27 protein-coding genes and 1 pseudogene are annotated in these 26,972 nt (G+C 64.5%); 10 read left to right on the forward strand and 18 right to left on the reverse strand.

Annotated features, from left to right (window positions below; translation table 11 throughout):
- Positions 1 to 16: 16 nt before the first annotated feature.
- The 3 genes from HPY67_01670 to HPY67_01680 form a co-directional block, all read right to left on the reverse strand.
- The gene (locus tag HPY67_01670) at positions 17 to 1,336 is read right to left on the reverse strand and encodes a TolC family protein (protein ID NPV03427.1); all 1,320 of its coding nucleotides are present in this window, start codon (positions 1,334 to 1,336) and stop codon (positions 17 to 19) included.
- Complete coding sequence (locus HPY67_01675) at positions 1,333 to 2,022, reverse strand: TetR/AcrR family transcriptional regulator (protein NPV03428.1); 690 nt, start codon at positions 2,020 to 2,022, stop codon at positions 1,333 to 1,335. The genes HPY67_01670 and HPY67_01675 overlap by 4 nt, the downstream gene beginning before the upstream one ends.
- A gap of 112 nt (positions 2,023 to 2,134) precedes the next feature.
- Positions 2,135 to 3,229 (reverse strand): patatin, encoded by a 1,095-nt coding sequence (locus tag HPY67_01680; protein ID NPV03429.1) that lies wholly within the window; start codon positions 3,227 to 3,229, stop codon positions 2,135 to 2,137.
- A 195-nt stretch (positions 3,230 to 3,424) separates the two neighbouring features.
- Between HPY67_01680 and HPY67_01685 the strand changes: the two genes are divergently transcribed.
- The gene (locus HPY67_01685; GenBank protein ID NPV03430.1) at positions 3,425 to 4,930 is read left to right on the forward strand and encodes a TM0106 family RecB-like putative nuclease; all 1,506 of its coding nucleotides are present in this window, start codon (positions 3,425 to 3,427) and stop codon (positions 4,928 to 4,930) included.
- A 226-nt stretch (positions 4,931 to 5,156) separates the two neighbouring features.
- A complete protein-coding gene (locus HPY67_01690) occupies positions 5,157 to 5,909 on the forward strand; it encodes a TVP38/TMEM64 family protein (protein NPV03431.1) in 753 nt (250 codons plus the stop codon).
- On the opposite strand, the gene HPY67_01695 is transcribed toward HPY67_01690, so the two are convergent.
- The 4 genes from HPY67_01695 to HPY67_01710 are packed head-to-tail and all read right to left on the reverse strand — an operon-like array spanning position 5,826 to position 7,396.
- Positions 5,826 to 6,239, reverse strand: coding sequence for a hypothetical protein (locus HPY67_01695; protein NPV03432.1), 414 nt, complete (start codon positions 6,237 to 6,239; stop codon positions 5,826 to 5,828). The genes HPY67_01690 and HPY67_01695 overlap by 84 nt on opposite strands.
- A 49-nt stretch (positions 6,240 to 6,288) precedes the next feature.
- Entirely contained in the window at positions 6,289 to 6,573 is a 285-nt protein-coding gene (locus tag HPY67_01700; protein ID NPV03433.1) for a YtxH domain-containing protein, read from the reverse strand.
- A gap of 49 nt (positions 6,574 to 6,622) precedes the next feature.
- Positions 6,623 to 7,093 (reverse strand): DUF948 domain-containing protein, encoded by a 471-nt coding sequence (locus HPY67_01705; GenBank protein NPV03434.1) that lies wholly within the window; start codon positions 7,091 to 7,093, stop codon positions 6,623 to 6,625.
- A 24-nt stretch (positions 7,094 to 7,117) separates the two neighbouring features.
- Entirely contained in the window at positions 7,118 to 7,396 is a 279-nt protein-coding gene (locus HPY67_01710; protein NPV03435.1) for a YtxH domain-containing protein, read from the reverse strand.
- A gap of 262 nt (positions 7,397 to 7,658) precedes the next feature.
- Between HPY67_01710 and sppA the strand changes: the two genes are divergently transcribed.
- Positions 7,659 to 8,624, forward strand: a complete 966-nt coding sequence (gene sppA, locus HPY67_01715; GenBank protein ID NPV03436.1) for a signal peptide peptidase SppA — start codon at positions 7,659 to 7,661, stop codon at positions 8,622 to 8,624.
- Positions 8,625 to 8,764: 140 nt separating this feature from the next.
- Here sppA and HPY67_01720 read toward each other — a convergent pair whose 3' ends face one another.
- A complete protein-coding gene (locus HPY67_01720) occupies positions 8,765 to 9,337 on the reverse strand; it encodes a hypothetical protein (GenBank protein ID NPV03437.1) in 573 nt (190 codons plus the stop codon).
- Positions 9,338 to 9,457: 120 nt separating this feature from the next.
- Here HPY67_01720 and HPY67_01725 point away from each other — a divergent pair, with 120 nt between their 5' ends.
- Entirely contained in the window at positions 9,458 to 10,258 is an 801-nt protein-coding gene (locus HPY67_01725; GenBank protein ID NPV03438.1) for an alpha/beta hydrolase, read from the forward strand.
- A 158-nt stretch (positions 10,259 to 10,416) separates the two neighbouring features.
- On the forward strand, positions 10,417 to 11,076 hold the full coding sequence (locus tag HPY67_01730; GenBank protein NPV03439.1) for a response regulator: 660 nt from the start codon (positions 10,417 to 10,419) through the stop codon (positions 11,074 to 11,076).
- Positions 11,077 to 11,132: 56 nt separating this feature from the next.
- Here HPY67_01730 and HPY67_01735 read toward each other — a convergent pair whose 3' ends face one another.
- Positions 11,133 to 11,726, reverse strand: a complete 594-nt coding sequence (locus HPY67_01735; protein ID NPV03440.1) for a lytic transglycosylase domain-containing protein — start codon at positions 11,724 to 11,726, stop codon at positions 11,133 to 11,135.
- A gap of 413 nt (positions 11,727 to 12,139) precedes the next feature.
- On the opposite strand from HPY67_01735, the gene HPY67_01740 reads away from it, so the two are divergent.
- Entirely contained in the window at positions 12,140 to 12,391 is a 252-nt protein-coding gene (locus tag HPY67_01740) for a hypothetical protein (GenBank protein NPV03441.1), read from the forward strand.
- A 98-nt stretch (positions 12,392 to 12,489) separates the two neighbouring features.
- On the opposite strand, the gene HPY67_01745 is transcribed toward HPY67_01740, so the two are convergent.
- The 8 genes and pseudogenes from HPY67_01745 to HPY67_01780 form a co-directional block, all read right to left on the reverse strand.
- Positions 12,490 to 13,209 carry a hypothetical protein gene (locus HPY67_01745; GenBank protein ID NPV03442.1) on the reverse strand — a complete coding sequence of 240 codons (720 nt, stop codon included), beginning with the start codon at positions 13,207 to 13,209 and terminating at the stop codon, positions 12,490 to 12,492.
- Positions 13,210 to 13,220: 11 nt separating this feature from the next.
- Positions 13,221 to 14,657: a M48 family metalloprotease gene (locus HPY67_01750; GenBank protein NPV03443.1), complete on the reverse strand. Its 1,437-nt coding sequence runs from the start codon at positions 14,655 to 14,657 to the stop codon at positions 13,221 to 13,223.
- A gap of 190 nt (positions 14,658 to 14,847) precedes the next feature.
- Entirely contained in the window at positions 14,848 to 15,525 is a 678-nt protein-coding gene (locus HPY67_01755) for a hypothetical protein (protein ID NPV03444.1), read from the reverse strand.
- A 149-nt stretch (positions 15,526 to 15,674) separates the two neighbouring features.
- Positions 15,675 to 16,280, reverse strand: coding sequence for a tetratricopeptide repeat protein (locus HPY67_01760; GenBank protein ID NPV03445.1), 606 nt, complete (start codon positions 16,278 to 16,280; stop codon positions 15,675 to 15,677).
- A 29-nt stretch (positions 16,281 to 16,309) separates the two neighbouring features.
- On the reverse strand, positions 16,310 to 17,551 hold the full coding sequence (locus HPY67_01765; protein ID NPV03446.1) for a caspase family protein: 1,242 nt from the start codon (positions 17,549 to 17,551) through the stop codon (positions 16,310 to 16,312).
- Between the two features lie 532 nt (positions 17,552 to 18,083).
- Positions 18,084 to 18,167: pseudogene (locus tag HPY67_01770) on the reverse strand (conjugal transfer protein TraT).
- Positions 18,168 to 18,333: 166 nt separating this feature from the next.
- Positions 18,334 to 19,236, reverse strand: coding sequence for a DUF4384 domain-containing protein (locus HPY67_01775; GenBank protein ID NPV03447.1), 903 nt, complete (start codon positions 19,234 to 19,236; stop codon positions 18,334 to 18,336).
- Between the two features lie 475 nt (positions 19,237 to 19,711).
- Entirely contained in the window at positions 19,712 to 20,200 is a 489-nt protein-coding gene (locus HPY67_01780; GenBank protein ID NPV03448.1) for a hypothetical protein, read from the reverse strand.
- A gap of 305 nt (positions 20,201 to 20,505) precedes the next feature.
- Here HPY67_01780 and HPY67_01785 point away from each other — a divergent pair, with 305 nt between their 5' ends.
- From HPY67_01785 to HPY67_01795, 3 genes are all read left to right on the forward strand, one after another.
- Complete coding sequence (locus tag HPY67_01785; protein ID NPV03449.1) at positions 20,506 to 21,957, forward strand: hypothetical protein; 1,452 nt, start codon at positions 20,506 to 20,508, stop codon at positions 21,955 to 21,957.
- 510 nt (positions 21,958 to 22,467) lie between these two features.
- Positions 22,468 to 23,085, forward strand: coding sequence for a PEP-CTERM sorting domain-containing protein (locus tag HPY67_01790; GenBank protein ID NPV03450.1), 618 nt, complete (start codon positions 22,468 to 22,470; stop codon positions 23,083 to 23,085).
- 204 nt (positions 23,086 to 23,289) lie between these two features.
- Positions 23,290 to 23,724 (forward strand): protease inhibitor I42 family protein, encoded by a 435-nt coding sequence (locus HPY67_01795; protein ID NPV03451.1) that lies wholly within the window; start codon positions 23,290 to 23,292, stop codon positions 23,722 to 23,724.
- Positions 23,725 to 23,779: 55 nt separating this feature from the next.
- Here the strand turns inward: HPY67_01795 and HPY67_01800 are convergent, their stop codons facing one another.
- Complete coding sequence (locus tag HPY67_01800; protein NPV03452.1) at positions 23,780 to 25,414, reverse strand: hypothetical protein; 1,635 nt, start codon at positions 25,412 to 25,414, stop codon at positions 23,780 to 23,782.
- A 308-nt stretch (positions 25,415 to 25,722) separates the two neighbouring features.
- On the opposite strand from HPY67_01800, the gene HPY67_01805 reads away from it, so the two are divergent.
- The gene (locus HPY67_01805) at positions 25,723 to 26,928 is read left to right on the forward strand and encodes a hypothetical protein (protein NPV03453.1); all 1,206 of its coding nucleotides are present in this window, start codon (positions 25,723 to 25,725) and stop codon (positions 26,926 to 26,928) included.
- The last annotated feature ends 44 nt before the right edge of the window (positions 26,929 to 26,972 follow it).

Here is a 26,972-nt window from a genome sequence, read left to right on the forward strand (position 1 = left end):
TTCGGTGCCTCCGGTTCTAGGGTTTCCCGCGTTCAGCCGCCGCGCCGGCCAGGTAGTGCATCAGGGGCGTTCCCGTGACCCGCTGCAGGCGCAGGATGGAAAACTGGTAGTTGTAGGTCGCGTCGGCCATGAGCTTCTGGGCCGAGATGAGCAGGTTGTTGGCGTCGATGACGTCGAGGCTGCTTGCGAGGCCGAACTCGAACTGCTTCGTCACGGCCCGGAAGTTGTCCTCTGCCCAGGCCAGCTGGTCCTGGGCGGATTTGTAGATCCCCTTCTGCGCGATGAGGTCGAGCCAGGTGTTCTCCACTTCCACGTTGACGGTCTTCACGAAATCGCGGTACTGCAGCTCGGCCTGCCGGTACTTCGATTCCGACTCGCGCACCTCCGCGCGCCGCAGGCCCCCCTCGAAGACCGGGACGTTCAGCGTCACGGCCCCGTAGGCGCTCTCCCTGTTGTAGGAGGCCGTCTCGGGGCTCTGCTCCGTCGACGTGTATACGCCGGCCACGCTCACGGAGGGCCAGTACGCACCGCGGCTCACTGCGATCTGCTTCTCCGCGATCCGGACCTGCATCTCGGCGCTCTTGACGTCGGGTCGGGACTTGAGTGCCCGGTCCTTCAGCGCCTCCAGGTCCGCCTCGTCCCTCTCCGTGACGGGGACTTCCCGGACCTGGAAATCCCGCTCGATCCCGACGAGGCGCGCCAGGAGCACCCTTGCGCTCTCGTAGGCGTTCCGGGCCTTGATCTGGTCGGACAGGGCCCCCGAGAGCTCGCCCTCGGCCCTCAGGACCGTCGTCTTCGTGACCTCCCCCGCCTTGAGGCGCGTCCGGGCCGCTTCCCGGTACCGGGTCAGCCTCTCCACGTTCGAGTCGGCAATCTCGAGACCCTTGCGGGCCTTCATGAAGTCGAAGTAGGCCAGCGAAACGGCCAGGAGGAATTCCTCCTGGAAGTTCCGGTAATCGTAACGGCTCTTCTCCACGCCGTCCCCGGCCAGCGAATAGTTCGTGAACTCCCGCCCGCTCAGCGACAGGGTCTCGTCGATCCGCGCCCCCCAGACGCTCTGGCGGTCGGGCTGGATGAGGGAGCCCGCGGCGTTTCGCTTATCGTCGGTGTAGTTCGTGTGTGTCCCGAAGACCGTCGCCCTCGGCAACAGCGCCGAGAGGGCCTTGAGCCTGCCGGTCTCGGCGATCTGCACGTTCTCGCCGGACACGCGGATCTTCTCCGATTGCTGCATCCCGATGCGGTAGAGGTCCTCCAGCGAGTATTCCGCCGCTGCCGCCCCGCTCCCGACAAGGAGCACGAGGCCGGCCGCGACCGCCCGTACGCACAACCCTTTCATTTCGCCTCCTGACGAGCGGTTTTGTCCGCCGACCGGCGGATGCCGGCCCCGGCACCCGGGGCCGGGGCGGCGCCCCGGAAGAACAGCTCGAGGACATCGTCCACCGTCGCCGTCAGGGACGTCCCGCCGGGGTTCATGATCCATGCAAACTTGAAGTAGGCGATGATGCCGATGAGGGCGTTGGCCAGGGATGCCGTGTTCATGCGCCGCAGGACGCGCCGCCGGATGCCGTCCCGCAGAAGCCCCTCGATCCGGGCGACATGTCTGCGGTGTTCCTCGAGGATCTTGTGCCTGAGCGTCCGGAGGCCTTCGGAGCGCAGGCCGCTTTCGTGGCCGACCAGCAGGCGGTAGAAGTCGACGTGATGCTCGACGTAGGTGAAGTGCGCGATCACGAGGGCCCGGATCCGTCCCTCGATGGACGTTTCCCGGTCGACGGCGTCCATGATCCCGTCGTACATCAGCCGGACTTTCTCCTCGACCATGGTGGAGTACAGATGTTCCTTGCCGCTGAAAAACTGGTAGAGGCCCCCGATGGAAAATCCGGACGAGGCGGCGATGTCCGCCATGGTCGTCCCGTGGAATCCCCTTGCGGAGAACAGCTTCTCCGCCGTGTCGAGGATTTCGGAGCGCCGGAACCGAAACTCGCGTTCCCTTCTGCGCTTCTTGCTGGTCTGTTCCCGCTGCATGGCGAACGCCTGTTCATTATATTGAATTGGCGTTCGATCATGCGGGAAGGCCGTCACGTTGTCAAGGGATTTCTGTCTGCCGGCATCGGGCGGACCGGTCGGCTGGGCCTCGTCATATCGTCACGACGAACCCGATCTGGTCCCTCAGCATGGGCAGCATGAGATGGAGCGCGCGCCGGCCCGCCTCGATGACCTCTTCGGCACGATGGAACTCCAGCGGCCCCACGTGGGACACGTGGGGGAGGATCATGACGTCGGGGGGATCGCCGGCGAGCCGCTGGCGTCCGATCCGGTCCCCCATCAGGTTGATCGCCGCCAGGATCACCTCCAGGATCGCCGGCTCCCGCAGCGTCCCGTCCTCGGTGATCTGTCCCAGGGCCAGGGATTTGCCCTGCTTCAGGGTCGCGTTGATGTAATCGGAAAGATACCCCATCAGGTGATCCTGCAGACCCCTACCGTCCTCCCCGGTCTCCTTCGCGGCGAAGCGGCCCGTGATCGCCGACTTTCCCCGCTTGATCCGATCCGTGACGTACAGGGTCAGCCCGGCGAACAGGAGGTCCCGCATGCGCAGCCCCTGCTCCTCCTTTTCCGCTTCGGCCTTCGGGGGCCCGCCCAGGGTCGCATCCCGGGTGATCTCGTAATGGATCCTGACATCCGTGTTGGGGTTGACGGCGATGACGGTGCCGGCGCCCAGGGAACGGCAGAGCGACACGGGCACCGGGTTGACGAGCCCTCCGTCGACCAGGAGCCGCCCGTCCCGGAAACAGGGCGTGAACATCCCGGGCATGGAGATGCTCGCCCGGATGGCCTCGATGAGCGACCCCTCGCGAAACCAGACTTCCTGGCCCGAGGTGAGATCCGTCGCCACGGCCGCAAAGGGGATGGGAAGATCCTCGATGTTCGCGTCCCCGAGCCTCCGCCGCAGGTACCGGGCGATCCTCTCGCTGTTGATGATGCCCGAGCGCGGCACGGGCACGTCCATGAAGCCCAGCACATCGGTCCAGGAGAGTTCCCGGGCGAGCCTTTCCGTCTCGTCGAGCTTGCCGGCCGCAAAGGCCCCGCCCACCAGAGCGCCGATCGAGGAGCCGCAGACGACGTCAATCGCGATGCCGGCCTCCTGCAGTCCCCGGATGACGCCGATGTGCGACCATCCTTTCGCGGATCCGCTTCCGAGGGCAAGACCGATTTTCCAGGGCTTGTCGGGCATGGTGCGTTCCCCGTGCGCCTGACGAGGGCGTCCCGGCCGTCCGCTGACATGGGCGCTCCGGCACCGTACGGCGGGCCTGCTGAACCCTGTAGCGAAATCCGGGAAAGAATTCAAGCTCTATGACATCCCGCGCGGCCCCACACCGCTCCGCCGCGGCTTTGACAGATTCCCGGCGGCCCGCTATCATTCGAAATCATGGTGACCGCCAGCGCGCTTTTTCAGGCCTGCACGGCAGGGGGGCTGACGGGGGAGCTCACGGCCCGTCCCGTCTCTCTGTATCACCGCTCGCCCTACACCGTCTGGTGCGACAAGTTCGGCCCTCCCGAGCGCCGGGATCCCCTGAGCCCCTACCGGGAGCTTCTTCTCGAGCGCGGGATGGAGCACGAAAAGCGTGTCCTTGCGTCCCGTTGGCCCGGCATCCAGCCCATCCCTTTTTCGGATCCCCTGGAGGGCTTCGCGCGCCTGCTGGACGCGATGGCCCGCGGGGAAGCGGCGGTCTGCGGCCTCCCGATGTTTTATCTGCCCGAGAACCTCCAGGGCCGTCCTGACGTCCTGGTCAAGCGGGAGGGAGTCCGGTCGGTCTTCGGCGATCATGCCTATGAGGTCGTCGAAATCAAGCTAGCCTCCCGCATCGAGGAGAGCCACGTCCTCCAGGCGGCCTTCTACACGTACCTGCTTTCCAGGATCCAGGGGCAGCGGCCGGACCGCTTCACCCTGATCAACCGGGATCACGAGGAGCGCACGTTCCGGTACGCCGACCACGAGGGGAGGCTCCAGGATGCCATCGCCGGGGCCCGCCGCATCCTCGAAGGCACGGAGCAGCCCAGCCCGACGTACAACGGGGGGGAGTGGCCCTGGGTGAGCTGGACCAACCACATGGCGCTCAAGCAGCGCGACATCTCGCTCGTCCCGCTGGTGGGGCCCCGCATGAAGGAGAAGCTCCTTTCGAAGGGGCTGCGACGGGTATGGGATCTCGCTTCGGCGTCACCTGAATTCCTCTCGGGCATCCCCGGCGTGGGGCGCTCAACGGCCGAGCGTCTCGTCGTCAACGCCCGGGCCATCCATCACGGGACCTGCATCCCGCTGGACCTCTCGGCCCTGCAGTTCCGGGAGTGCCCGCGGGAGGTGTTCCTCGACCTCGAGGGCACCGACCCGACCGTCGAGCAGGACGGACTGGAGCAGGTGGATTACCTGATCGGCGTTTTGGTATGCGAGGACGGCGACTGCCGGTATCGACCCTTCACGGCATGGCGCATCCGGGAGGAAGGCGAAATGTTCCGCGCGTTTGTCGACTTTCTCCTGGGGCTCGGCGACGTTGCCGTCTACCACTGGCACAACTACGAGCGCTGGCACCTGAGGCAGCTTGCATCCCGGCACGGTCTCACCGAGGTTGTGGAAAAACGGGTCTTCCCGAACCTGGTCGATCTGCACCGGGTGGCCACGCGGGCCTTCGCGTTCCCCACCCCCACCAACGGCCTCAAGGACATCGCGAAGCACCTCGGCTTCCGGTGGCGCCGCGAGGAGGTCAACGCCCTGGACGCCATCGCCTGGTACCTCCGGTACCAGGCAGACCCGGCATCCTGGCAGGACAAGCTGCAGGGGATCGTGGATTACAACGAGGACGACTGCCGGGCGACGAAACACATCAAGGACTGGCTGGCGTCGCAGGCAGCGATGCAGGATGAAGGTAAGAAGCTGTGAAGTTGGGAAGCTCGGAAAGGCAACCTGCCTGCACTTGCGATGAACTCGCCCACGCTTCGCAGCTTCTCAATTTCAAAACTTCCCGTATGCGCGGAAACCGCGCAACCTCAGCGGTGTTTTCGCTTTGCCCCGGACCTGCGGATATGGTAGGGTTTCACGTCTCGGCACGGACGTTGCGGACAGACCCGCCGTCCGGCCGCGAGATCCTGAACGGGGTACATGCCGCTTGGAGCGTTCGTTTGCACGAATCCTGCTCGTCCCGCTGGCCGTTGCCATCGGGATTTTTCTCATCGTCCACTACAACCTCCACGCCTTCTTCATGGACCGGGAGGCGCTCGCGGAGTTTCTTACCTCCTGGGGCGCCCCTTCCGTGCTGGTCTTCATCGCCCTGCAGATCCTGCAGGTCGTCATCTCGCCCCTGCCCGGCGACGTGACGGGCCTCATCGGGGGGTATCTCTATGGGCCCGCCCTGGGGGTCATCTACTCCACGATCGGCCTCACCGTCGGGTCCTGGCTGGCCTTCGTCCTTGCCCGCACGTACGGGTTGCCTTTTGTCGAGCGGATCATTCGACCCTCCACGATCCGCAAGTACGACTATTTTCTCGAGCACAAGGGGCGGGCCATCGCCTTCCTGTTCTTCCTGATCCCCGGTTTCCCCAAGGACACCCTCTGCTACATCCTCGGGCTGTCCCACATGAAAACCCGTGACTTCCTCTTCATCTCGACGACGGGCCGCCTGCTGGGCACGGTGATCCTGACGCTGCAGGGCAGTTCCCTGCGCGACCACCAGGACGTGCTCTTCTTCGTCCTGCTGGGGGTGACGGCACTCATCATTATCGGGGGGTATTTCCACGTGTGGTGGTGGCTGCGGGCTCTGATCCGGCAGCGGCGTCGCTCACGCCCTGCCCTTCCGGCGCCGGAGCCGCCGCAGGGGGTGACGCAGACTGCGGAGGGCCGAACCGACGGCAAGAAGGGCTGAAACGCCTGCCGCGATCCTCTGGAGGGGCTCGACGAGACCCTCCCGGAGGTCCCGCTCGAGACCCCGGATCCCCAGGACGACCCTCTCGACCCCTCTGCCCGTCTCGGATGCCTTTTCGCCCAGCGCCCGGAGCGAGGCACCCAGGGCATCTGCGTTGCGGGAGATCTCCTCGAGGTTCTGCCGGATCGCGGGAACGTGCCGGTCGAGCGCTGCACCGAGCTCTGCGGCGCGTCTGCCGGTTCTCCGGATATCCGCTGCCGTGACGGCGGCCGCTGCGGCCAGAACCAGCAGCGACACGCCGGCCGCCAAAACACTGATCTCCCAGGGCATGGGCTTCCCTCAAATCCGTCGGGCCCGGCGCTGCCGGGCCCGACGGGGTTCAGGATTTCATCTTCGCGGCCAGCTCGTCGGCCTTTTTCCGCGCCGCCTGCTCGATGTCGTGCAGACGGTTGATCAGCGTGTCCGTCGTGCGGCGCGCCTTGTCGTACAGGACGTCGTACTCGTCCTGCACCTTTTCGGCGAAGTCCTTCGCCTTCTCCGCAAGCTCCTGGCGCGTCTCCTCACCGCTCTTGGGTGCGATCAGGATCCCGACGGCAACGCCGATCAGGCCCCCGATCAGTGCGCCGGCCAGTATCCCCTTCGCAAAATCGTCTTTCTCGCTCATGGCACCCTCCATCAATTGTTCAATCGGTCATGCGCCTCGTCGGGGACCGTCATGCCCTGACGGACTCCAGCGCCGAGCGGACCCGCCTGACGAGACCCGCAAACATCTTGAGCCCCTGCGACATTCGTCCCCGGGCCTGTTCCTTTATGCCCTCGTCGAGATGCGCGAGCCCGCCGCGGACCCGCTCGACGCTGCCGGAAAGCTCGTCCACACGGCTCCGGACGAGATCGACCGACTTGCCGACGGTAGCAGTGAGGCGGTCGACATTCACGAGGATCGACGGCAGCGACCGGTTGATCGTCTCCTCGAGGGTCGCCCGCACCGCGTGCACGCTCTGCCGGACGTTTTCCGTGATGAAATCCACGTTTTTCAGAATCTGGGGGAGATTCTGGTTGAGCGTCGTGATCGTCGTGTCGAGATTCCGGACCGTGCGCCTGAGCTGCAGCAGCAAGGGTATCGTGAACACCACGAGCACCACCACGGCCAGGCACAGGATGAACAGGCTCGTTTCCCAGCTCATAGGCTTTCCTCTCCTCACGCCGGATCAGGCAGCCGGCCCGCCCTCGATCTCCCGAGCCTTCTTTTCGGCCTTGGCCTCCACTTCCTTGAGCTTCTTGAGCAGGTTCTCGTACGCGGTCTTGCTCTTCTCGAGAGCGACGTCGTACTCGTCCTTCAGCTTGCCCGCGATGTCCTTCGCCTTTTCCGACAGCTCGTCCCGGGTCTCCCGGCCGCTCTTGGGCGCGTAGAGCATCCCGACGACGATGCCGATGAGGCTGCCGATGAGCAGGCCCTTCATCCAGTCGCCGCACCTGTTGTCCGACATGATGGCACCTCCTTTACAGAAATGGGTTTTGCTGGCAGTATGAGGCGTGTTCGATTCAAATTATAGGAGCAAGCCCAAGCCGAGTCAACGCAAAACAACGCGGACGGGCCGCGGCGAAGGGCGGGAAGGGACAGCCCATGGCAAAGCAGAAGACCACGAGGCGCCAGAAGGACATTTCGCGGCTGCTCCGGGAACGAAGGCAGGCGGGCCGGACGAAACCGCAGCGGACCCGGAAGACGAAATAGACAAGGAGGGATTCCCGATGAAGCGGATGATCTGCATCGCCCTGCTGGCGGCCATGCCCCTGTTGTGGAGCGGCTGCGCCTACGTCAACCTCTCCCTCCTGCCGGAGCCCGGCCCCTTGCGCGAGAAAGTGGTGGAGGGCCGGGGCGACGCCAAGATCCTCCTGCTCGACGTCACGGGGATCATCTCCGAGGAGAAAAGGCGCACCCTGGGGATGCGGCAGGAGAGCTCCGTGATCGAGGAGTTCCGCGAGGCCCTGCGCAAGGCTCGCCGGGACACGAAGATCGCGGGCCTGGTTGTGCGGATCAACTCGCCCGGGGGCACCGTCACGGCCAGCGACATCCTTCGCCACGAGATCCTCGAGTACAAGAAACAGACGGGGGTGCGCGTCGCCGCCTGCCTGATGGGCGTGGCGGCCTCGGGCGGCTACTACGTGGCCACGGCGGCAGACGAGATCGTGGCCCACCCCACGACGATCACCGGCAGCATCGGCGTGATCGCCATGAAGTTCAACGTGCAGGGGCTCTTCGGGAAGATCGGCGTCGAGGCCGAGGCCATCAAGTCCGGCGACAAGAAAGACCTCCTGTCGCCGTTCCGCCCGGCCACGGAGGACGAGAAGAGGATCGTCCAGGCCGTCATCGATCAGCTCCACGCCCGTTTCGTCGATGTCGTCGCCGACGGCAGAAAGCCCCTCTCCCGCGAAGCCGTCGTCAAGCTTGCCGACGGGCGCATCTACACGGCCGCCCAGGCCCTCGAGCTCAAGCTCGTCGACCGCGTGGGCTATCTCGACAGCGCCCTGGAGGGCATCAAGAGCGCCCGGAATCTCACAGAGGCCTCCGTCATCGTATATCACCGGCCCGGCTCCTACAAGGGCTCGGTCTATGCCGAGGCGGGAACCGGCACGACCGTCGTCAACATCCTGCCCCAGGACCTGGAAAGCCTTCTGCCGGGTGGGATGCAGTTCATGTACCTCTGGGCACCGTAAACAGATGGAAGTTGAGAAATTGGGAAGTTGAGAAGCTGTGAAACAGAGGGGAGCCTCTCCGAGCTTCCCAACTTCATAGCTTCCCAGCTTCGCCTGCAAGATTCGAACACGGAGATACAGGGCCAAAGCCAGATATTTCCTCAATGCCTTTCGGGAAGAGACTCGGGGATTTGGTAGATGTAGATCGGGTCGTTGTGGAGCCGGGAGGCGGCCCGGAGCGTGGCCTGGGGCTTCCAGCCGGGGATGGGGAAATTGAAGGAGATGACCCTCGCACCGGAGGCCAGTTCCGCGGCCAGCTTCTCACCGAGACGGCGCATCACGTCCGGGAAGAGATAGCAGGACACGACATCCGCATCCGCGAGATCGGCCTTCCAGAAATTCCCGAACCGGATCTCGATGCCGCGCCGACCGAGGGTCAGAAGTGTCGCCTTGAGATAGGCGATCGGGTTGATCTCGAACCCCCGGCAGGTGACCCCGTAGCGTCTCCTGGCCTCCCGCAGGACCCGCCCGTCCCCGCAGCCGACATCGACCAGCAGTTCCCCCGGCGACATGGCAACGGCGTCAAGGGCCTTCCGGATCTTCACGCGCCCCGTGGAGGTGTACATGGCCCCCTGCGTCACCGGGTGCACCGCGACAATGGCCACGGCGTGCAGGATCTTCAGCACAACCGCCGTCCCGAGAACCGCAAAGACGATGATCAGCCACGTCGGCATGGGCGGCCTCCCGCGCCCTGCATATCCCATCGGGCGGCCCGCTGTCAAACCCAGCTTCCCGTGGACACCCCTTGCCCCCTGTGGTATGGTGCGGCGGAGCGTTCGACGGGAGGTGGTGCCATGAAAGACGCGAGCCGGATCGGTTGCCCCAAGCTCGACGGTCCCGAGATCAGCGGGACCCTTTTCTACCCCCGGACATCCTGGAGGGAGCCCGTTTCCCAGGAGGGGGTGCGGGATGTCCTCATCCCCGTCGAGGAGGGCGTCTCCATCGGGGCCCGGTACCACATCGGCAGAAAAGAGGGCCCCTCGATCCTGTTCTTCCACGGCAACGGCGAGATCGTCGAGGACTACGAGGACATCGCCTTCCTGTACATCCGGATGGGGATCAACTTCCTGCCCGTCGACTACCGCGGCTACGGGCACTCGACGGGCCGGCCGTCGGTGAGCGCCATGCTGCGCGATGCCCACGCCGTGTTCGACTACACCCGCAAGTGGCTTCAGCTCAACGGCTGCACCGGGCCCCTCATCGTCATGGGGCGCTCCCTGGGCAGTGCATCGGCCCTGGAGCTTGCCGAAAGCTATCCGGACCAGATCGACGGCCTCATCATCGAGAGCGGCTTCGCGCACTCCCAGACTCTTCTGAACCTCGTCGGCATTGACATGAAGCGTGCCGGCATCGACGAGCGCGAGGCCTTCCGCCACCTCGAGAAGATCGGCCGCTACCTCGGTCCGACCCTGATCATCCACGCGGAATTCGACCAGATCCTACCCTTCACGGACGGCGAGGCCCTCTATCGGGCCTCGGGATCGGCAGACAAAAGACTCCTCAAGATCCCCGGCGCAGACCACAACAGCATCTTCATGGTGGGCCTGCAGGATTACCTGAAGGCCGTCAGGGAGTTCGCCTCCCGGCTCGGCTGACGGGTTCCCTTTTCCGCCCTTTCCAACCCATTTTCTCGCTTGCATGGGACTTGCATATTCTACATTGATGACGGCCCCGTGCAACCGGCCATGCGGATTGTCAGGGCGCGGGCATGGCCCGCGGCATCGGCGGACGCACCCATCCCGGAGACGGAAAGATGAAGAAATCCATGGATCTGGCCAGTGAACTGAACGTCCTCGGCATGCTGGACAAGGCGAGGGAGATCTACAGTGAACTCGGGGACGCCCCCGCCATTTCCTACATCAGGTCGAATTACAGGCTGTTGTCAAAAATTTACCACCCCGACCTGAACCCGAACAACAAGGAAAAAGCCGAGAAGATGCAGCAGAGGATCAACGAGGTCGCCCAGGTCATCAACTCCATGCCTGACCGGGAACTCGTCGAGGTCATCAAGAACGGCGCGCAGAAAAAGCCCCGGGAGAAATGGAAGGTTCTCGTCGTCGAGGACGAGTTCGGCTATCAGGACACGCTGCGGAACATCTTCACCATGGAGGGGTTCGACGTCCGCGTGGCCATCGACGGGGACACGGGCTACGAGGTCTACAAGAGCTTCAAGCCTGACCTGGTCCTCACCGACGTCCTCATGCCCAATGTGAGCGGCATCGAGCTTGTCCGGCGCATCCGCAGCGAGGACCCCGGCATCAAGGTCATTTACATGAGCGGCTTCTTCGGGGTCAAGCGTCTCAAGAGGGAGCTTGACGACGAGGTGGCCCAGTACCGCTACCCCACCCTCTCGAAGCCCTTCAAGGTCAGCCACCTGCTGGATATCGTAAAGGAGGTTCTCGGTACGGGCTGACCCCTGACGCGTGAAAACAAAAAACCCCGCTGCGATGCGGGGTTTTTTGTTGCCTCTCAGGCTTTACGTTCATCCATGAAGCGCTGGACCCGGTCGATGTACACCCGCGTCTCCCTGGGCAGCTTCTCGGGGTTCCTCTCGACGTTTCCCATGCCCCAGTTGTATGCGGCGAGTGCCGTGGGGACATCGCCCTTGTAACGGTCCAGCAGGCTCTTGAGATACCGGGTCCCCCCCATGATGTTCTCCCGGGGGTCATAGGCGTCCCGCACGCCCAGCTCCTTTGCCGTCTTCGGCATGAGCTGCATCAGGCCCATGGCCCCCTTCGGGGATGTGCTCTCGTTGCGGAAATTGCTCTCGGCCCGGATGACGGCCCTGATCAGTCCCTCGTCGACGCCATAGGTCTTCGCGGCATCGCGGATGATATGCCCGTATGGTTCCGCCTTGTCCGGCGCCTTGCGGAGCTTCACAACGGGAGGGACCTCCTCGGGCGCGGGCCCGGACGGTTTTGCCGGATGTGCCGCAGATTTTCCCGCGGGAGCGGCGGCCGTCGGGACGGGCCCGCCCCACTGCCACCGGGCAAAGCGCTGATGCAGGGACCGGTCTCCGTCCCCGCCCCGCATGAAACCGAGCAGTTGTTCGTCGAGCATCATCTGCAGTTTGATGAGTTCGATGATCTGCCCGATCCTCACGTCGTCCGGGACCCCGTCGGGACTGCTGCGGGCGCCGCTGCCGCACAGGCGGGAGAGCCTCGATTCCAGGATCTCACGGAACGCGGCCGTGCCGCTTCCGGCCACCTCCGCGGATGGGCCGTTCCTTGCCGAGGGATTGCTGTGAATCTGCCGAATGAGCCTGTCGGCCCCGTCTGGAATTTTCATCACTCTCACCCGTCCTGATTTAATCAATTTCCATGCCACACGGCACGGGGCCTGCACGCGGAGGTGAGCAACCCCTTGCCCCCCGTTACGAGAATTCCCTTCAGTCATTGGGGGAAATTCCGATGGAATAGTGCGGTGACCGTTCCATGGGAAAGGGCGGGGACGTGCTGAAAAGGATGTTGAGACCGATGCTCGAGCGATACCGGGATCTCTTCTACGCGGAGGCCGGCGCCATGAGAGGCTTCATGGCCCTGCTGATGAAACCGAGGAACACGGGCATCCCCTGGACGCAGGAGGAGCTCCGCAGGCTCAAGCAGTATATCCGCCATCTTGCCGGCTACGTGCCCTGCCTCGTGATCGTCCTGCTGCCCTTCGGCACGCTGCTGCTGCCCGCCATGGCCGAGGTCCTCGACCGTAGGCGCACCCGCCGCCCTCTTTGAGGGCAGAAGCTGTGAAGTTCTGAAGATGGGAAGTTGAGAGAAAAACGGGGACTAGTTCGCCGCGCCAAGCTTCTTCAATTCACAACTTCCTGACTTCCTCATTTCGCAAGCACCCCTCCCATCTGCATCATCAGCCACACGTAGAAGTTCACCGGCGTGCCCTCGATCCTGGATTTTGCCCCCGTGCCCCAGTCGGACAGGACCATGTCGACCTGCGGGCTCTCGGCCAGGACGATCCCGATGGGTGCCACCTCCTCGCTGACGAGGGCTATCATCGCTTCCCCCGCGGCATCGACGGCCTCCACGTCCCAGGCCCTGACGCTCCGGCCCGCCACGGGGATCACCCGCCGGTCGATCCGCTTTGCCACGGCCGTGCCCCTGAAGTTGCCCACGTCTTTCTCCTGGCCCTTGTAGAAGCCCTCGGGAACGGTGAAGGGGTCGTATCCCCGGACCTGGACGATGACCTCGTGGATCTCGCCGGGCCCGGTCTTCGTCTCCTCCACCAGAAGGCGGGTGACCACGGCGGGGTCTTTCCCGGGGGTGACCCCGATTTCCATCCAGGAACAGGGCTTGCCGTCCCGGCTGACCCTTTCCAGCGTGGCGATCGTCATCCTGTAGTATTCCTTCCTTGCGCGGTCGTGGATGAAGTAGTCGGCCCACGCACCGGGCGTGAACCGGAACGTGTCCCCCACGATCATCAGGGGCCGCTGACCCTCGATGTCGGCCCCGGATGCCGGAGCCGCCGCCATGAAGGCTGCCGACGCGGCTGCCAGGACGACGAGCGCCAGAATCCTGCTGTCCTTCCCCATGTTCCCCATGATCGGGCCCCTCACTTCTTTTTCGGCGTCTCGGGCTCGAACTGCGGCTTCCACGCCTGGACGCGGGCTGCCGCCAGCCTGCCCGATTCGCTGTCCGGGGCCACCTGAAGCTGGCGCTTGTAGTGCTCGTAGGCCGCACGCCTGTCGTTGACGTTTTCGTAGCACTGACCCAGGATGCCGTGGATCGTCTTGTGCTTCGGGTTTGCCTCGGCGACGACGCGAAGCGGATCGATGGCCGCCCGCCAGTTCGAGGTCCGGTAATAGCTCATGCCCAGCAGGCGCTGGGCGGTCACATCGCCGGGGAAGATCTGCACGGCTTTCTTCGTGTGCTCGATGGCCGCAGCGTAGTCCTTCGCGCCGTAGCTCATCATGCCGAGCCCGCGCAGGGCGGGCTGATAGTTCGGCTGCAGCGACAGGGCGCCCCGGAAGTAGCGCTCGGCATCGGCGCCCCTGTTCTGCTTGAGGAAGATGAACCCCGCCAGGGCGTAGAAGGGGGCCTGGTAACGGTCCTCGGCGATCGCCCGGCTCACGAGGTTGTTCGCCTCGGCCAGGCGGTTCTTCTCGAAGGCCCGGACGGCCTTGTCGTAGTACTCCGTGTAGACCCGGTTCGTCTTCCGGAGGTTCGCCGTCATGGCCTGGTAGCCCGCCCGGTTCGACCCGTCGCCCGCGAGCGCCGCCCTCGGCGCCGACTGGATCATCTGCTGGATCTCGTCGATCCGGACGGACGTCCGGGGGTGCGTGGAGAGCATTTCCTCGAAGAAGCTTCGCTCGGCCGGTTCCTGGCCCAAAGAGCGGGCATATTCCTTGTAGACCTTCTCGAGGTTCCGGTGGGCGCTCACGGCGTTGTTCGGGTTGTAGCCCGCCCGGCTCATGTACTCGACACCCAGGCGGTCCGCCTCGAGCTCGTCGTCGCGGCTGTACTTCAGGAGGAGCAATTGTCCCCCGACGGCGCCCAGGCCCAGCACCGCCTCTCCGTAGTCCTTGTCCCCGATGGAGAGGGCGGCGATCCCCAGGGCGATCCCCAGGAGCATGTTCTGCGTCATGTGGCGGGCAGAGTGCCGGGCGGAGATGTGCCCGATCTCGTGCCCCATCACGTAGGCAAACTCGCCCTCGTTCTCCAGCCCCGCAAGCAGGCCGCGGGTCATGACCACGTGGCCCGGGATGGCCCAGGCATTGGGCACCGAGCTGTTCTGCACCGTGAAGGACAGCGGCAGGTTCGGCCGGTGTGACACCTTGTGCAGACGCATGACGACACCCTCGAGGTAGCGCTTGAGCTGCGGGTCATGGTATTCCCCCCCTCCCCCTTCGGCTCCCCAGAGCGCATCACGGTAGACGGACTTTCCGATCTTGATCTCCTCGTCCTCGGAGACGAGCATGATCTCGTCCTTCCCCGTCACGGGATTCGTCGCACAGGCGGCCACCATCCCGCACAGCACGACGATGAGCAAAACAGAGAGAAGACCTCGCAAACCGGCACCCGATCGGCGGCAGATACGCGTCATCCCGTCCGTCATTCCATACTCCTCATTTCTTTGTCCGATCTTCACAACTTCCGCTCCTCTTCACTTCCTGAACATGTCGAGGAATGCTTTCAGGACGCCCGGACCGCCCCTCGCCTCACGAACCTCCCGCTCGGCACTATCGAAGTCCCGTCATCACGAACAGCCTGCCCTGCAGCGCGTCGTCGAAGAGCAGGACCGGCACGACGGCTGATGTGTTCGGGTCGCCCTTCCAGGTTCTCGTCTCCAGGACCTTCCCGTCGCGTTCAATCTCAAAGGTCACCACCCCGCCCGGACCGAGACTCACGGGCAGTATCCGGATCTCGCCCGCCCGCACCGTCGTTGCCGCCCCAGGCTCCTCCCCGCGGACAGCGACGGAGATGTCCCGCGCCGAGCGGTTCCGCACCGTGGCGTAGACGCGGCCTGTCCCGGCTGCCGCCGAGGTCTTCGCCGCTTCCGGCTTGTACTGCAGGGCCTGGAAGCCTGCCCGCTGCTCCAGCGGGGCGATGTAGGCCTCGAGGCCCGTGTCGGGCCAGTACACGAGACTCTGCCGATAGCGGATGACGGCATCCCGGATCCGCCCCTTCTGCTGAAGGGCGTGGGCCTCGTCACGCATGGCGGCTGCGACGGCGCGCCGCAGGGCGAGCTTCTGCTTTTCCGTCTCGGCCCCGATGGAGGAGTGCGTTGCCGCCGGCTTCGCAGCCTCTGAAGATTCGTGCCGGGCGAAGCCGGGACCCGTTGACCCTGCGCCGGCCGCACAGGAGCACAGAAAAAGCGCAATCAGCGCGATCCCAAGGCAAACGGTCCGTCTCGGCATGGCATCCGCTCCTGTACGAAACGTGAAAAAATGCCCCGCCCGGCCCGAGGCCGGACAGGGCACTGGATGTCAGGTCGGCTGAACAGACAATCTCAAGAAGACCCGGTTTCCCGATCATGCCGGCCCGCAGTCGGGACCAGCCCCGCGTTCTAGTTGATGAACACCTTGTACTTCTCCAGTGTCTTCCTCCAGTCCGGGTGCTTCCGCATGTTGGCGAGGTCCGGGTCCTTCCGGAGGGAGTCGTAGTCGTTGAACCCGTTGGCCAGGGCGGCGTCGAGCTCGACGAAGGCCAAATCGACATTGCCCATCAGGGAATGGCACGAGGCCAGGTTGTACCGGACGGCCGGGTCGTTCGGCTTGAGCTCCTTCGCCTTCTTCAGGTCGTCGAGGGCGAGGTTGTACTTCTTCTGCATCATGTAGGCGACGGCCCGGTTGGAATAGGCCGTGGCGTAGCCGGGGTCCTTCTTGATGGCGTTGGAGAACTCGTTGATCGCGTTGTTGATGTTCTCGTTGAAGATGGCCGGCGAGTTCGCGTTCTTGGCCGTGCTCACGTAGGCCATGCCCTGCTTGAGGTGCTGCGTCACCTCCAGGGACGGCTGTGCGGGTGCCGCCGCGGGAGCCGGAGCTGCCGGGGCGGGGGCCTGCGCCTGGGGGGGCGGAGGCGGGGGCGGCGGTGAGGACTGCTGCCCGCACCCGACGAGGGCAACGGCGATGAGGCCTGCAAGGGCCAGGGACGCGATGATCGTTCTCTTCATGAATGCTCCTCCTTTCGGATCCGTTTCGTCTATCGCTTCACTCGCATGTTCCAGTTCTCGTTGGTGGCCATGGCCTGGGGGGTCTGGGTGATGTCGGCCCCCTTCTCCTGCCTGACCCTCTGCAGGGTCCGGGGCTTGGAGTAGTCGAAGGCGTCCTTCACGGAGCCGTCGTATCGCCGCATCCCGTCGACGAAGTAGTACGTGAAGACGCTGTTGCGCAGCTGGTCCGACTCCCAGGACTTCTCGCCCGCGCTGCTTGCGCTGATGAGAACCTTGCCGTAAGACTCCTGGCTTCCGATGCTCTTCTCGGCGGAGCCCGCCCTCTTCGGCTGCTCGTCGAGCACGATGTCCTTGGCCCCGAAGAGCCTCTTCCCCTGGGCCGTCGAGACGCCGTAGCCCTCGTTCTCGTCGCCCACGCCGAGAGATTTTCCGCCCGGCGGCAGGAAGCCGGGGATCGCCCGGTAGGCCCCGTTGGAGTAGCACGTGTCGAGGATCATCACGAGGCGCCGGGCCTTCAGATTCTCCACGAAGTCCTTCAGCGCGCTCTCGGCCACCGACGTGTGCCAGACACGCTCGCGCGGGCTGACCTCCGTGTCGTAGGTCACGATGTAGACGCCCCCGAACTTGTCCGGGGGGGTGCCGTGGCTGCTCATGTAGATGACGACCAGGTCGTCCTCCTGCGCGGCGTTCCGGATGCCGTTGAGGTAGCGGACGACGTTTGCCGATGTGGCATTCTGGTCCGCCAGGAAATAGGTGTTGTTCTTCGTGAACCCCGCCTGCTCGATGAGGAACCGGTAGAACAGCGTTGCATCCTTCACCGCGTACTGCAGGGGGGTGATGCCGCTCTTGAACTTCCCGACGCCGACGACCAGCGCGTAGCGGTTGCGGATCGGCCCCACGGGGCCCTCTCCCCGCACGCCGGGCTGCAGGACAGCGGCACGGCTGAACAGCGAGCCGAGCTTCTTTTCCCACTCCTTGACTTTGATGTTCTCCGGCGTGACGGGCGATACCCACTTCACGCCGACCACGGTCTGGGCCAGGGAGAAGGCCCGGTCCACCTGCATTTCATCGTCGTACTCTCCCTTGAGCTCCAGCCGGCCGTAGGCATCGAGAACGACGTGCCCGTTGGGCACGCCGTTCTTCGCAAAGAGCTGGTTGACCTGCTGGATGTGGGCGTCCGTCACGGCGGACTGTGCCGTGGCGGCGCCCGGTGCGAGCAACGCCACGGCGACGGCCAGAGCGATCAGGGAAATGGCTGCCCGTGTTGTCATGATGCACTCCGTGATGGATGTCGCGTCAGCGGCTCTCGGTCCAGGCGATGTGGAGCGGCAGGGACGCCGTCCCCTTCTTGACGGTCAGGTCGCGCTCGATGACGTCTTCCTTGCCGCCCGATGCCACCTTGAAGCCGATGCGGTACTTGCCCTCGGGCACATCCTTGGGGATGTCGAACTTGCCGTCGGCTTTCCGGAGGCCGGGCGCCGCCGTGATCTGCTGGTCCACGCCGCCGAGGTTCGTCCACTCGTTTTTCGACGGGTCGAAGAACTTGACGTAACGGGTCTCGGTCACCTTCATCTCCTTGGAGCCCTGGGGGGCCATGACGTAGTAGGAGCCGCCCAGGTTGACCGTGTTGCCGGGCGAGACCGTCCCCGGGGTGACGTCGAAGCCCTGGATCCGGGTCACGTTGCCCTGGGAGGGATTGTAACCCACCTGCTGGGCCGTCTGCTGATAGCCCGCCACGGGCGTGCTCTGCAGGGTCGAGTAGAGATGCAGGCAGTGCCCCCAAGCCACGAGGAAGCCGAAGCCGCCGCCCACGAGGGCGCCGACACCGGCGGACTTCCAGCTGCCCCCGATGAGCGCACCGGCTAGGGCACCAGCCGCGGCGCCGCCGGCCGTGTACATGGCGATGCACTTGTTCCGGGCGTCGATCCGCTCCTCCTCCGTCCGGATCTGCGACGGGTCCGGGAGGACCGACGCGCAGGAGGAAAGCAGGAAAACGCAGACCATCAGCACGCTGAGCGTTTTGATGCGAAAGACGTTCATGCCGGGCCCTCCCCTACTTGTGCGTCAGCTTGAGGTCCAGGGTGAGGATGCCCCCCTCCTCGATCGCCGAGGCCGGCACGACACCGTAGTTGCTGCCGTCGCGCGCATCGGACTCGAGGATGATGTCCTTCGTCCCCTTGGCCGAGGGCTTCCAGCCTGTCTTGGGGGAGATCACGGCGTAGCCCGTCTTGTTCTGGTCCTCGAGGACGATGTCCTTGGCGCCCTGCATGCTGCTGGCGATCGCCATCGGCGGGGGCGGGGGCAGGCTGCTGCCGGCATCCGCGACCGGGCCGGGAGGCGGAGGGGGCATGCTCGGGGGAGCCGAGCCGGCCGGGTCACCCGCGGGAGGCGGAGGAGGCATGACCGGGGGGGCTGCCGGGGGAGCCGCGGGAGGGGCGCTGGCCACGGTGGTCGTCTGCCCGCCCACGATCGGGTTCGGGTTCGCGGACAGCATGATCATGACCTTCTCGGTGCCCGGCGCGCCAGCAAACCGCAGGGAGGTGGCCTTGGGGATCTCGTAGAGCTGCTTGGCCTCCACGTACTCGTTGAAGAGAACGTGCGTGTTGCCCGTGGGGCCGATGTTCATGATGGTGAGGTAGCCCGGCCGGTTCGTGCGGACGAGCAGCTTGATCCGCTCGCCCGACTTGAACGTCCGCGTCCTCGGGACGATCGAGAAGTCGCCGTTGGGCTTCATGAGGGCGATCTTGTAGGAGATGCCTACGTACTTCTCGGGCTTCGGCTCCGTTGCGGCCGGTGCCGGCCCGCCGGACGACATCCGGACGGCTGCGCCGTCGCCGCTGTCAAAGATCGCCTTGGCCCCCTTGGGGGATTTCTGGGCATCCGCCGCCATGGGGACGAGGACCATGGCGCAGACAAACGTCAGGACCGCGAGAAACGCCAGATGCTTTCTCATCATGCTGCAACCTCCCTGTGACGCTGTGTTATCCTCTTTATTCTGCTGAACCGCAGATCCGGCACCCGCCGGACCGCGGCGTCTCAACCCTTCTCCATCGCAGCCGGCGACTCTCGAAAAGCTGCGGGGAGTATAAAAAAACGTCCTGACCCTGTCAACGTGAATCCCGCCTGCGAAACGCGTGGACTCGCGTCCCGAATCGCCGGATCACCCTCCTCGCCGGCGGTTGCTTGACGCTGCCGGACGCCTTCTTGACGTAAGCCGGCACATGGGACCTGTCCGCTTCCCACTCCTGATGAACAGCCCTCTCGGTTCCCCTCCCTTGACGGGAGGGGATCATGGGGAGGGTGCGTTTTTTCAGGCCCCCTCACCCTCACCCTCTCCCGCGCGGGGAGAGGGAAACTTGTGATTGCCTCTCCCGCGAGGGGAGAGGGTGCTTATGCCATTTTGCAGGGACGGTGCTCAACTTCTCTCTTGTTCAGCGGTTACACTGGTCCTGGCATCGCAGGTAGGCGTCGTTGCACCGGTTGACGCAGCGGTTCTGCTCGATCAGGTCGCGCAGCTGGGTGCAGCGGTTTCCGCATGACTGCTGGGTCTGCAGGCACGCGTTGTAGCAGGCCTGGGGGTTGCTGTACTTGACGCAGACGTCCTTCCATTGCGTGCAGACGTCCTCGTACTGCTCGCAGGTCTCCTGCCAGCGGACGCAGTTATCCTCCCACCGTGCGCATACCGTCTGCGTCGAGACGCACTGCCCCGTCTTGGTATTGCGGGCCAGGCACTGCTGCTTCTGCTCGGCGCACCGGCGTTGCGTCTGGGCGCACACCTTCTTTGTCTTGACGCATTTCTTCTGCTTCTGGACGCACTGCTTCTGGGTCTGCAGGCATGTGGCGGCGCCTGCCGGGCCTGACAAAACGATGAAAAGGGCACAAAAAAGGACGGCAAACCCCGCTGTCAGCAACCGACGCATTCGAAAACCTCCACTTGGTGTTTTGTCCTTCATCGGACGGGACGGCGCTCAACTTGACCCTTTTCCCACCCGAGAAATCCGCCGTCGTCACATGCAAATTTCGCGCTATAGTCCCCCTTTTCTCACTTTATTTTTTGACTGGCAGGGCTCTTGCTTCCGTCTCCGGTGTTGCCGGCACACGCCGTTGGTGCGAAGGTCCGATGCGGTCCGGGGCTTCGCGCACAAGGACCGGTATTGACGAAGCAAATGCCTTTGACGATAATCGTGCGGCCCCCGGGGCCGAATCAATGTTTTGGAGGTAGTCCATGAAGCGTCCGCTCTTCATCTTCGCTCTCGTTCTCGCCTGCATGCTGACCTCGGTTACAGCCGCAACGGCCGCGGAAGACGACAATGCCCGATACCACCAGGCCTTCACCCTTTACGGCGGCTCGGACGGCAACCCCTTCGACCTCTTTTACCCCTTCGAGCTGACCCGCCCGGGTCCCGTCCGCGTCATCGTGAAGGTCGACACAGGCTCCGGCCCATCACAGCACCGCCTTCGAGCGACACTCCTGGATGCCCGCGTCTTCGACCCGAAGAAGACGCCGCCCGACTTCTGGGATCAGCTCTACAGATCGGTGCGTCCCGCTGCCAAGACGGCACAGGCTGTGCTCGAGATCAACCCCCTGTTCAAGGTGTCGGAGAAGATTGTCGGAGAGGCCGCGAGCGTCCTGAAACATATCTCGAAGGTCTTCACCGGAGGCAAGAAGAAGCCCCCCGCCTACTACCACGGCTCCGCGGGGCTGGGTCCGAACATGATCAACGGCGGGATCGATCACGCCGTGGACCACCCGGAACTCGCCGCGACGGCGGGCCGCTATCTCGTCATCCTCCAGAACTTCTCGTCCCAGACGGTGAAGGGCCAGATCCTCATCGACTACCCCGGCAGCGCCTGGGACGTGGACCCGGAGATCGAGCAGGGCTACGAGGTCAAGGCTGACCTGGCCGTCGAGTCGGTAAGCCTCGACGCCTCGAACCGGGTGATGGTTGTGATCGCGGGAATCGGCAAGAGGGGGGTCCCTGCGGTGCGGTGGAACGACACGGCGGAGAAGGCGATCCGCCTGAGCCTCAAGGTCGACGGGCAGGAACGAAAGAGCATCCTGCTCAAGGAACTCGACCCCGGCATGGTGCTCTCGAAGCGAGGCAGGCAGACCGTGCGGTACGTGAGCGATCTCGTACTGGAGCGGCCCGCCGAGGTAACGGCGGCAATCGACCCGGACGGGCGTCTCGTGGAGAGCAACACCCGCAACAACCGCAAGGCCGAGAGCCTCGTCCCGGGGCAGCAGCGCCAGCGCCACCAGCGCGGCGATGCAGGGTCGGCATCCCAACCGGCCGCGCTCGCCCCGGCGGGTCCCGCCGCCATCGTGTCGAACCCGCCGGACCTGGCCGTCACCCGCATCTGGCTCGACGCCGCAAGAAGGGTCAACGTGGAGATCCGAAACCTCGGCGGCCCCGTGCCGCCGGAGCTGTGGCAGCGCAGCGGCGCGGAGCAGCCCTACCTCCAGATCACCCAGAACGGGCGCTCCTGGGCAACGGCACCCCTTTCGGCCGTCGACCCGCAGCGCCTGCTCTCCAGGGGAGGCTCCGCCGTGGTGTACGTGCTCGGCGAGCCCCTGAAGGCCCCGGCGTCCGTCGGGGCCGTCATCGATGCGGCGGGACGGCTCGAGGACCGGAACCGCAGCAACAACGCCAGGACGGAAAACCTCAACCCGCGCTGACGCCGGGCGGCCTGGCGACCGTCGTTCTCATCCGCATCGGATTCTCGAAAAATCGGGCAGACCCTCGCCGGCGGCGGCTTCACGGCCGGTGCCGCGAGGGCCCTGCGCCCCCGTGGATTTTTGGCAACGGCGGGGCAGGAGCATTGAACACTTACCCAAGACCTGCATAGGCCAACCGGTCCGCACACCTATAAGTTGTCGGAATTATTAACAGCAAGTCGCAACGGTTGCAACTTCTGATTTTTTTTATAAATATTTTCCAATTCGCATTATTTTGCCTTTCGCAGCGTAAAACTATTTTACAGATTCTCGAATTCAGCCTAGTTTAATCTCCGTGATTCAACCATGTCATTTTCATTAATTCATCATTCATATCGATTACTTACATATTCATCAGCGAAACGTCCGGCGATTCGGCATTTTCTGTGCACAAATTTTCCACATCTACGGAACATTTCGGCTGACATTGCAAATGGGGCATGCACACACGATTAAAAGGAGGAAAGGGTAATGAAGAGGCTGCTGGTTTGCACGGTAATCATGGCTGTCGTGCTGACTTTCGGGACCTTCGCCTCCGCGGCGATCTACACATTTGATTTCAATTCCCTCGAGAACGGAAGCGGTCCCGGGGCGATTTCTACTTACATGACCAACATTTTCGGAAACAGCGTCGTTGTCTCGAACTATCCGGTCTCGAGTAGCGCCTCGATTATCGACCCATCCAGTGATCCGTCCCGTTATGGCGCTTTCTTTGAGACGAAATTCCTCGGGGCCTTGGGGAACAATACTGCTATGCCCGGATTCACCATCGCATTCGGGGTCCCGATCACATCGCTGTCCTTTGATTGGGGTTCATATTATGACAGGTTTGGCGCTTATTATCTCCAAGGCACCGTATGGAATAATATCTTGATTATCGGCGGCTCACCTGACAGCCATCACGTGGAATTCACGTTTCCGGAGCCAGTCTCCACCCTACTTTTCAACGGTTACCAACAGTCGGTCTGGATGGGCATCGACAACCTGACCGTAACGACAGCGGCAGTGCCGGAGCCGGGAACTCTCATCCTGCTCGGCCTCGGCCTCTTGGGTTTGGGCTTGACACGGTATAGGACGGGACGCGAATAGGACAGCAATCAAATGACGGCAGAAAAAGGGGCCGCTTCCGACGCGGCCCCTCTTTTATTGGGCTCCGGCTCGCGGGCCTTGCGCCCCGGGGGGCACTGTGGTAACCATGAAACAGGGATGATAAGGTCGCATTCCGTGGCCCGGACGGGCCCCGGGATGCATCTCCATCAATGTCCGGGAGTTGTTTCACGGAGGACTGACGCCATGGCCGGACCGCATCGGGCCCCGGGGTGGATCCTCTGCACGGCTTTTCTGCTCGCCTTTGCGGGATGCGTCCGCGGCGCCGCCGCAGACGGGACAACGGGAGGCGCCTTGAAGGACATCGTCGTCACCGAGCGGGACAGCGGCGCCGCAATCACCCTAGAGCGCGGCCAGGCAATCGCGGTGAAGCTCGCGGGGATCCCGGGCACGGGGTATGCCTGGCACCTCGTTCACTGCAACGCCGACGTGCTGTCCCCGGCGGGCGAGTCCACCGAGGGGCGCACGGACCCGCGTATCATCGGGGGGCCTGTGACGAAGGTCTTCCGGTTCAAGGCCCTCGCCCCGGGACGGACACCGCTCGAATTCCACTACAAGCGCATCTGGGAAACGGACAAGCCTCCCCTGCGGACCTTCACGATCGGCATCGAGGTCCGCTGAGTAACTCCTGCCCTGCCGTTGAGCCGCCAAGAGACGCGGAGCGACTGCCCGGCGTTCAGCGCACGACGGGCGGCGCCCCCACGTACTCGATCCTCAGGGACGACACCTTCTTCCTCAGTTCCTGCGGCAGCTCGTAGCGGCCGCCGCCTGCCCCCGCTTGGAAGACCGCCGAGCGGCCCTTGAAGTCCGCGTGTTCATACACCGTCACGCGCATGCTCCCGGTGATCCAGAGCCTCAGGGCGTCGTCGTTGTGCGCGACGTGGGCATAGTCGGCCCGGCGGCAGTCCTCGCCCACCGGGAAGAACTGCTCCTTTGACCCCATGAGCCAAACGCCCTGGGGTTCAGGCGTCGTCTTCGGGAAGACAACCAGCGACGAGACCTTGTCGTTGAAGTTGTAGGGGCTCAGGGTGTTGACGGAGGACGTCAGCCGCAGGTGCCGCCCGTCGTAGTTCTTGTGCTCGAAGAGCAGCACGTTCACCCGGTCGCCGACGCGGACGGAGGTGAGCTTGTCGTTCATCTTCGCCTTGCTCAGCTGCGGCTCGATGCGCTGGCACATCCCGGGGCGAACCTCGTAGACCAGGCTCTTGCCCCCGAAGTCCCGGTGCTCGTACACCACCGTCTCGTAGTCCCGCGCGCCCCCGGGCCGCTGCGGGTGGGCGTAAACCCAGGCGGCATTCGCCCCGACTTTGTTTGACCCGTAGGCGATCCACATGTAGCCGCGCTCGGTCCCGAAGCCGCACGTCTCGCCCCAGCCCGTACCCCAGGAGTTCTTGATGATCCAAGACTGGCGGTTGTCGTCCCAGCCGATCAGGGTCACGGCGTGGTTGACGTCGCCGGAGGCGAACTCGTCGAAAACGCCCCCGGTGTAGGCATGGAAGGCATCCGTGGCGTTAACCGTGACGGCCAGCGGCCCGAACCGGCAGAGGGCCTGCTTGAGCTGCTCCACGTGCTTGCGGCGGTTTCCCATGTCCAGCGGCGAGACGTAGCCCCAGATCTCGGCCCTGTAGGGCCGCTGCACGTTATGCCGGCAGTCGTGCTTCTCGTGCGTGTAAGGGTAGGCCGCCTCCGTGGCCGAGCCCTTGTCCACAAGGTAGGCGAACGCCCACCAGCCGCCCTTGCAGTTTCCCTTGCCGCTGCAGTCAAGGGTGTCCTGCTCGGAGGAGTCGATCACCGTGCCGTTGACGAGCCTCCAGCTCCCCTCGAAGGCCCCGTGCGTCCCGAAGGCCCAGCAGCTGCCGCAGGGTCCCTGGTCCCGCACCGGGGTCGTGCCCCCTGCCCTGCGCCAGTCGAAGCTCTGCAGCGTTGCCGAACACGGCGCCGCGGCCGGGATGGCCGGGAGTCTCGGCAGCAGCGGTGCGATCTGCGCGTTGTGCTCCTGGATGAGCCGGTCCAGGTTCGCGGGCGGCACCAGTCCCGTGATCACCCGCAGGTCGAAATCGAGAGCGGCGGTGTAGCCCACCGTGAACTTGAGATTCCGCGCCGTCACATCACGGCGCAGGTTCAGCAGTTTCGCCTTGATGGCGGGCGAGGCCGCCTGTTCCCTCGCTGCATAGTCGATGTGGATCTCCCGCGGCGTGATGAACTTCCGCGTCTCGCCGGCTGTCGTCATCTGCCCGTGAGACGGCACGGCGAAGAGACCGGCGATCAGAAGCGCCGCAAACAGCGCGACCGAAAACCTGAACCGTTTCATGGCGACCTCCTTTCGGTGCCGGGGGTGCGGTTTCAGTAAGGGCTTGCCCCCATCTTCCGTCTGTGTATGCCTTGGGTTGACTCGAGGTGACGACGACGTGAACAGCTGCGGCTTGCAGGTCCATATCTACAGCATCGGGAGGCGGACGTCAAGCCATCAGAACCTTGACAGCGTCTCCCCGCCTGACGATAATTTGCCCGTGAGAGCTTCACGCAGCAGCGTCACCCGCCGGGACACTGCGCGACAACCCACTCGAGACAAGAATACCCGATACGGAGCGGCATCGTTTCTTCGGAACGGAGGGGATCATGGAGAGAAGAACGGTCATCGCGCTGGCCCTTGCCCTTCTGCTCCTCCTGGTTTCCTGGTCTGCAGCCGCCCAACAGACTGAAAAGGGCATTCAGCCCCTGCAGACCCAGGAGAAGCCCGACCTCAAGCCCCTGCCGGAAAAGAAGCCCGCCCAGACCGCCCCGGCCGCGCAGAAGCCGGCCCAGGCCGTAATCCCCGGTGTCGTGACGAAGCAGCCGCAGCCCGCGTCAACCCCTCCGGTCACCCTTCCCTCGAAAGACACCTTGCAGAAGATCCCGCTGCCTTTCCCCGCGCCCGCCGTCAAGACCCCCACGGCCACCCAGCCCACGACCCCGGGGGTGACGACCGTGCCCGGTACGCAGAAGCCCGCGGGCACCGTGACCCCTGCAAAGGGCGCGACGCAGGCCGCCCCGTGCCCGGCCGTGCAGCCTGTGGTGCAGCGCGTGGCCCAGCTCAAGGCCAAGCTCGGCCCCTACCTGCGCTCGACATACGATTTCATCAACCTGGGCGGGCAGATGAAGCAGGCCGGCCACCAGGCGCGGCAGGCCGCCTGGAAGCCCTACCCCGGTACGGCCACCCTTCCGCAGGGCGGCACGGGCGTGACCCCGCGGCAGACGAGCGGTGTCGCGGCCCCCACGCCGCGGCAGACGGGCATGACCGAGCTGCAGAACATGCAGCGCATCCGCGGCGAGGCCCAGCGCGTCCACGGCAACGGCCTGCGCGAGGCGGGCGAGATCCGCGGGGTGCTCTCGGCCCTCGACGGCGAGATCCGCAAGCTTGCATCCTGTTCCTCCCTGACCGCGCAGGAGCGCCAGTCGCTGCGTGCCTCGGCCGACAGCCTCAACTCCGAGATCACCACCCTGAAGAGTTACGTGGCCGCCCTGCAGGCCCAGGCCGACGATTACGCCTCGCAGGTGATCGCCCAACGCGTTGCGGATCTCCAGCACTGCCGAACTTGCGACCTGCCTGCGTGCCGCAACTGCTGCGCCGAGAAGAACAGGATCACGGGGCAAGCGGGAACGCTGGAGCGTGCCCTCCAGGAGAAAGAACTCGCGACCTGCCGGGATCTCTGCGAGGTCTACTCGATGAGCTGTGACGCCGCCTCGGACATGGGGTCGAAAACAAGGGACGCCTGGGCTCGAGCCATGGAAATCCTCAAGTCCGTGGGGGAGAAACAGACCGAAATTGTACGCAGGGTGCCGTGAGGTCTCCAGAGACCCGCATCCGTTTTCATCGACTACAACCACTC

It is taken from the genome of Syntrophaceae bacterium (assembly GCA_013177795.1).
Taxonomy (GTDB): domain Bacteria; phylum Desulfobacterota; class Syntrophia; order Syntrophales; family UBA2192; genus UBA2192.

What these genes read in the sequence shown, in the direction of transcription:
- HPY67_01670 (NPV03427.1), bottom strand. Translation starts at nt 1,336, where the DNA reads ATGAAAGGGTTGTGCGTACGGGCGGTCGCGGCCGGCCTCGTGCTCCTT.
- HPY67_01675 (NPV03428.1), bottom strand. Translation starts at nt 2,022, where the DNA reads ATGCAGCGGGAACAGACCAGCAAGAAGCGCAGAAGGGAACGCGAGTTT.
- HPY67_01680 (NPV03429.1), bottom strand. Translation starts at nt 3,229, where the DNA reads ATGCCCGACAAGCCCTGGAAAATCGGTCTTGCCCTCGGAAGCGGATCC.
- HPY67_01685 (NPV03430.1), top strand. Translation starts at nt 3,425, where the DNA reads ATGGTGACCGCCAGCGCGCTTTTTCAGGCCTGCACGGCAGGGGGGCTG.
- HPY67_01695 (NPV03432.1), bottom strand. Translation starts at nt 6,239, where the DNA reads ATGCCCTGGGAGATCAGTGTTTTGGCGGCCGGCGTGTCGCTGCTGGTT.
- HPY67_01700 (NPV03433.1), bottom strand. Translation starts at nt 6,573, where the DNA reads ATGAGCGAGAAAGACGATTTTGCGAAGGGGATACTGGCCGGCGCACTG.
- HPY67_01705 (NPV03434.1), bottom strand. Translation starts at nt 7,093, where the DNA reads ATGAGCTGGGAAACGAGCCTGTTCATCCTGTGCCTGGCCGTGGTGGTG.
- HPY67_01710 (NPV03435.1), bottom strand. Translation starts at nt 7,396, where the DNA reads ATGTCGGACAACAGGTGCGGCGACTGGATGAAGGGCCTGCTCATCGGC.
- sppA (NPV03436.1), top strand. Translation starts at nt 7,659, where the DNA reads ATGAAGCGGATGATCTGCATCGCCCTGCTGGCGGCCATGCCCCTGTTG.
- HPY67_01720 (NPV03437.1), bottom strand. Translation starts at nt 9,337, where the DNA reads ATGCCGACGTGGCTGATCATCGTCTTTGCGGTTCTCGGGACGGCGGTT.
- HPY67_01725 (NPV03438.1), top strand. Translation starts at nt 9,458, where the DNA reads ATGAAAGACGCGAGCCGGATCGGTTGCCCCAAGCTCGACGGTCCCGAG.
- HPY67_01730 (NPV03439.1), top strand. Translation starts at nt 10,417, where the DNA reads ATGAAGAAATCCATGGATCTGGCCAGTGAACTGAACGTCCTCGGCATG.
- HPY67_01735 (NPV03440.1), bottom strand. Translation starts at nt 11,726, where the DNA reads ATGATGCTCGACGAACAACTGCTCGGTTTCATGCGGGGCGGGGACGGA.
- HPY67_01740 (NPV03441.1), top strand. Translation starts at nt 12,140, where the DNA reads ATGCTCGAGCGATACCGGGATCTCTTCTACGCGGAGGCCGGCGCCATG.
- HPY67_01745 (NPV03442.1), bottom strand. Translation starts at nt 13,209, where the DNA reads ATGGGGAACATGGGGAAGGACAGCAGGATTCTGGCGCTCGTCGTCCTG.
- HPY67_01755 (NPV03444.1), bottom strand. Translation starts at nt 15,525, where the DNA reads ATGCCGAGACGGACCGTTTGCCTTGGGATCGCGCTGATTGCGCTTTTT.
- HPY67_01760 (NPV03445.1), bottom strand. Translation starts at nt 16,280, where the DNA reads ATGAAGAGAACGATCATCGCGTCCCTGGCCCTTGCAGGCCTCATCGCC.
- HPY67_01765 (NPV03446.1), bottom strand. Translation starts at nt 17,551, where the DNA reads ATGACAACACGGGCAGCCATTTCCCTGATCGCTCTGGCCGTCGCCGTG.
- HPY67_01775 (NPV03447.1), bottom strand. Translation starts at nt 19,236, where the DNA reads ATGATGAGAAAGCATCTGGCGTTTCTCGCGGTCCTGACGTTTGTCTGC.
- HPY67_01780 (NPV03448.1), bottom strand. Translation starts at nt 20,200, where the DNA reads ATGCGTCGGTTGCTGACAGCGGGGTTTGCCGTCCTTTTTTGTGCCCTT.
- HPY67_01785 (NPV03449.1), top strand. Translation starts at nt 20,506, where the DNA reads ATGAAGCGTCCGCTCTTCATCTTCGCTCTCGTTCTCGCCTGCATGCTG.
- HPY67_01790 (NPV03450.1), top strand. Translation starts at nt 22,468, where the DNA reads ATGAAGAGGCTGCTGGTTTGCACGGTAATCATGGCTGTCGTGCTGACT.
- HPY67_01795 (NPV03451.1), top strand. Translation starts at nt 23,290, where the DNA reads ATGGCCGGACCGCATCGGGCCCCGGGGTGGATCCTCTGCACGGCTTTT.
- HPY67_01800 (NPV03452.1), bottom strand. Translation starts at nt 25,414, where the DNA reads ATGAAACGGTTCAGGTTTTCGGTCGCGCTGTTTGCGGCGCTTCTGATC.
- HPY67_01805 (NPV03453.1), top strand. Translation starts at nt 25,723, where the DNA reads ATGGAGAGAAGAACGGTCATCGCGCTGGCCCTTGCCCTTCTGCTCCTC.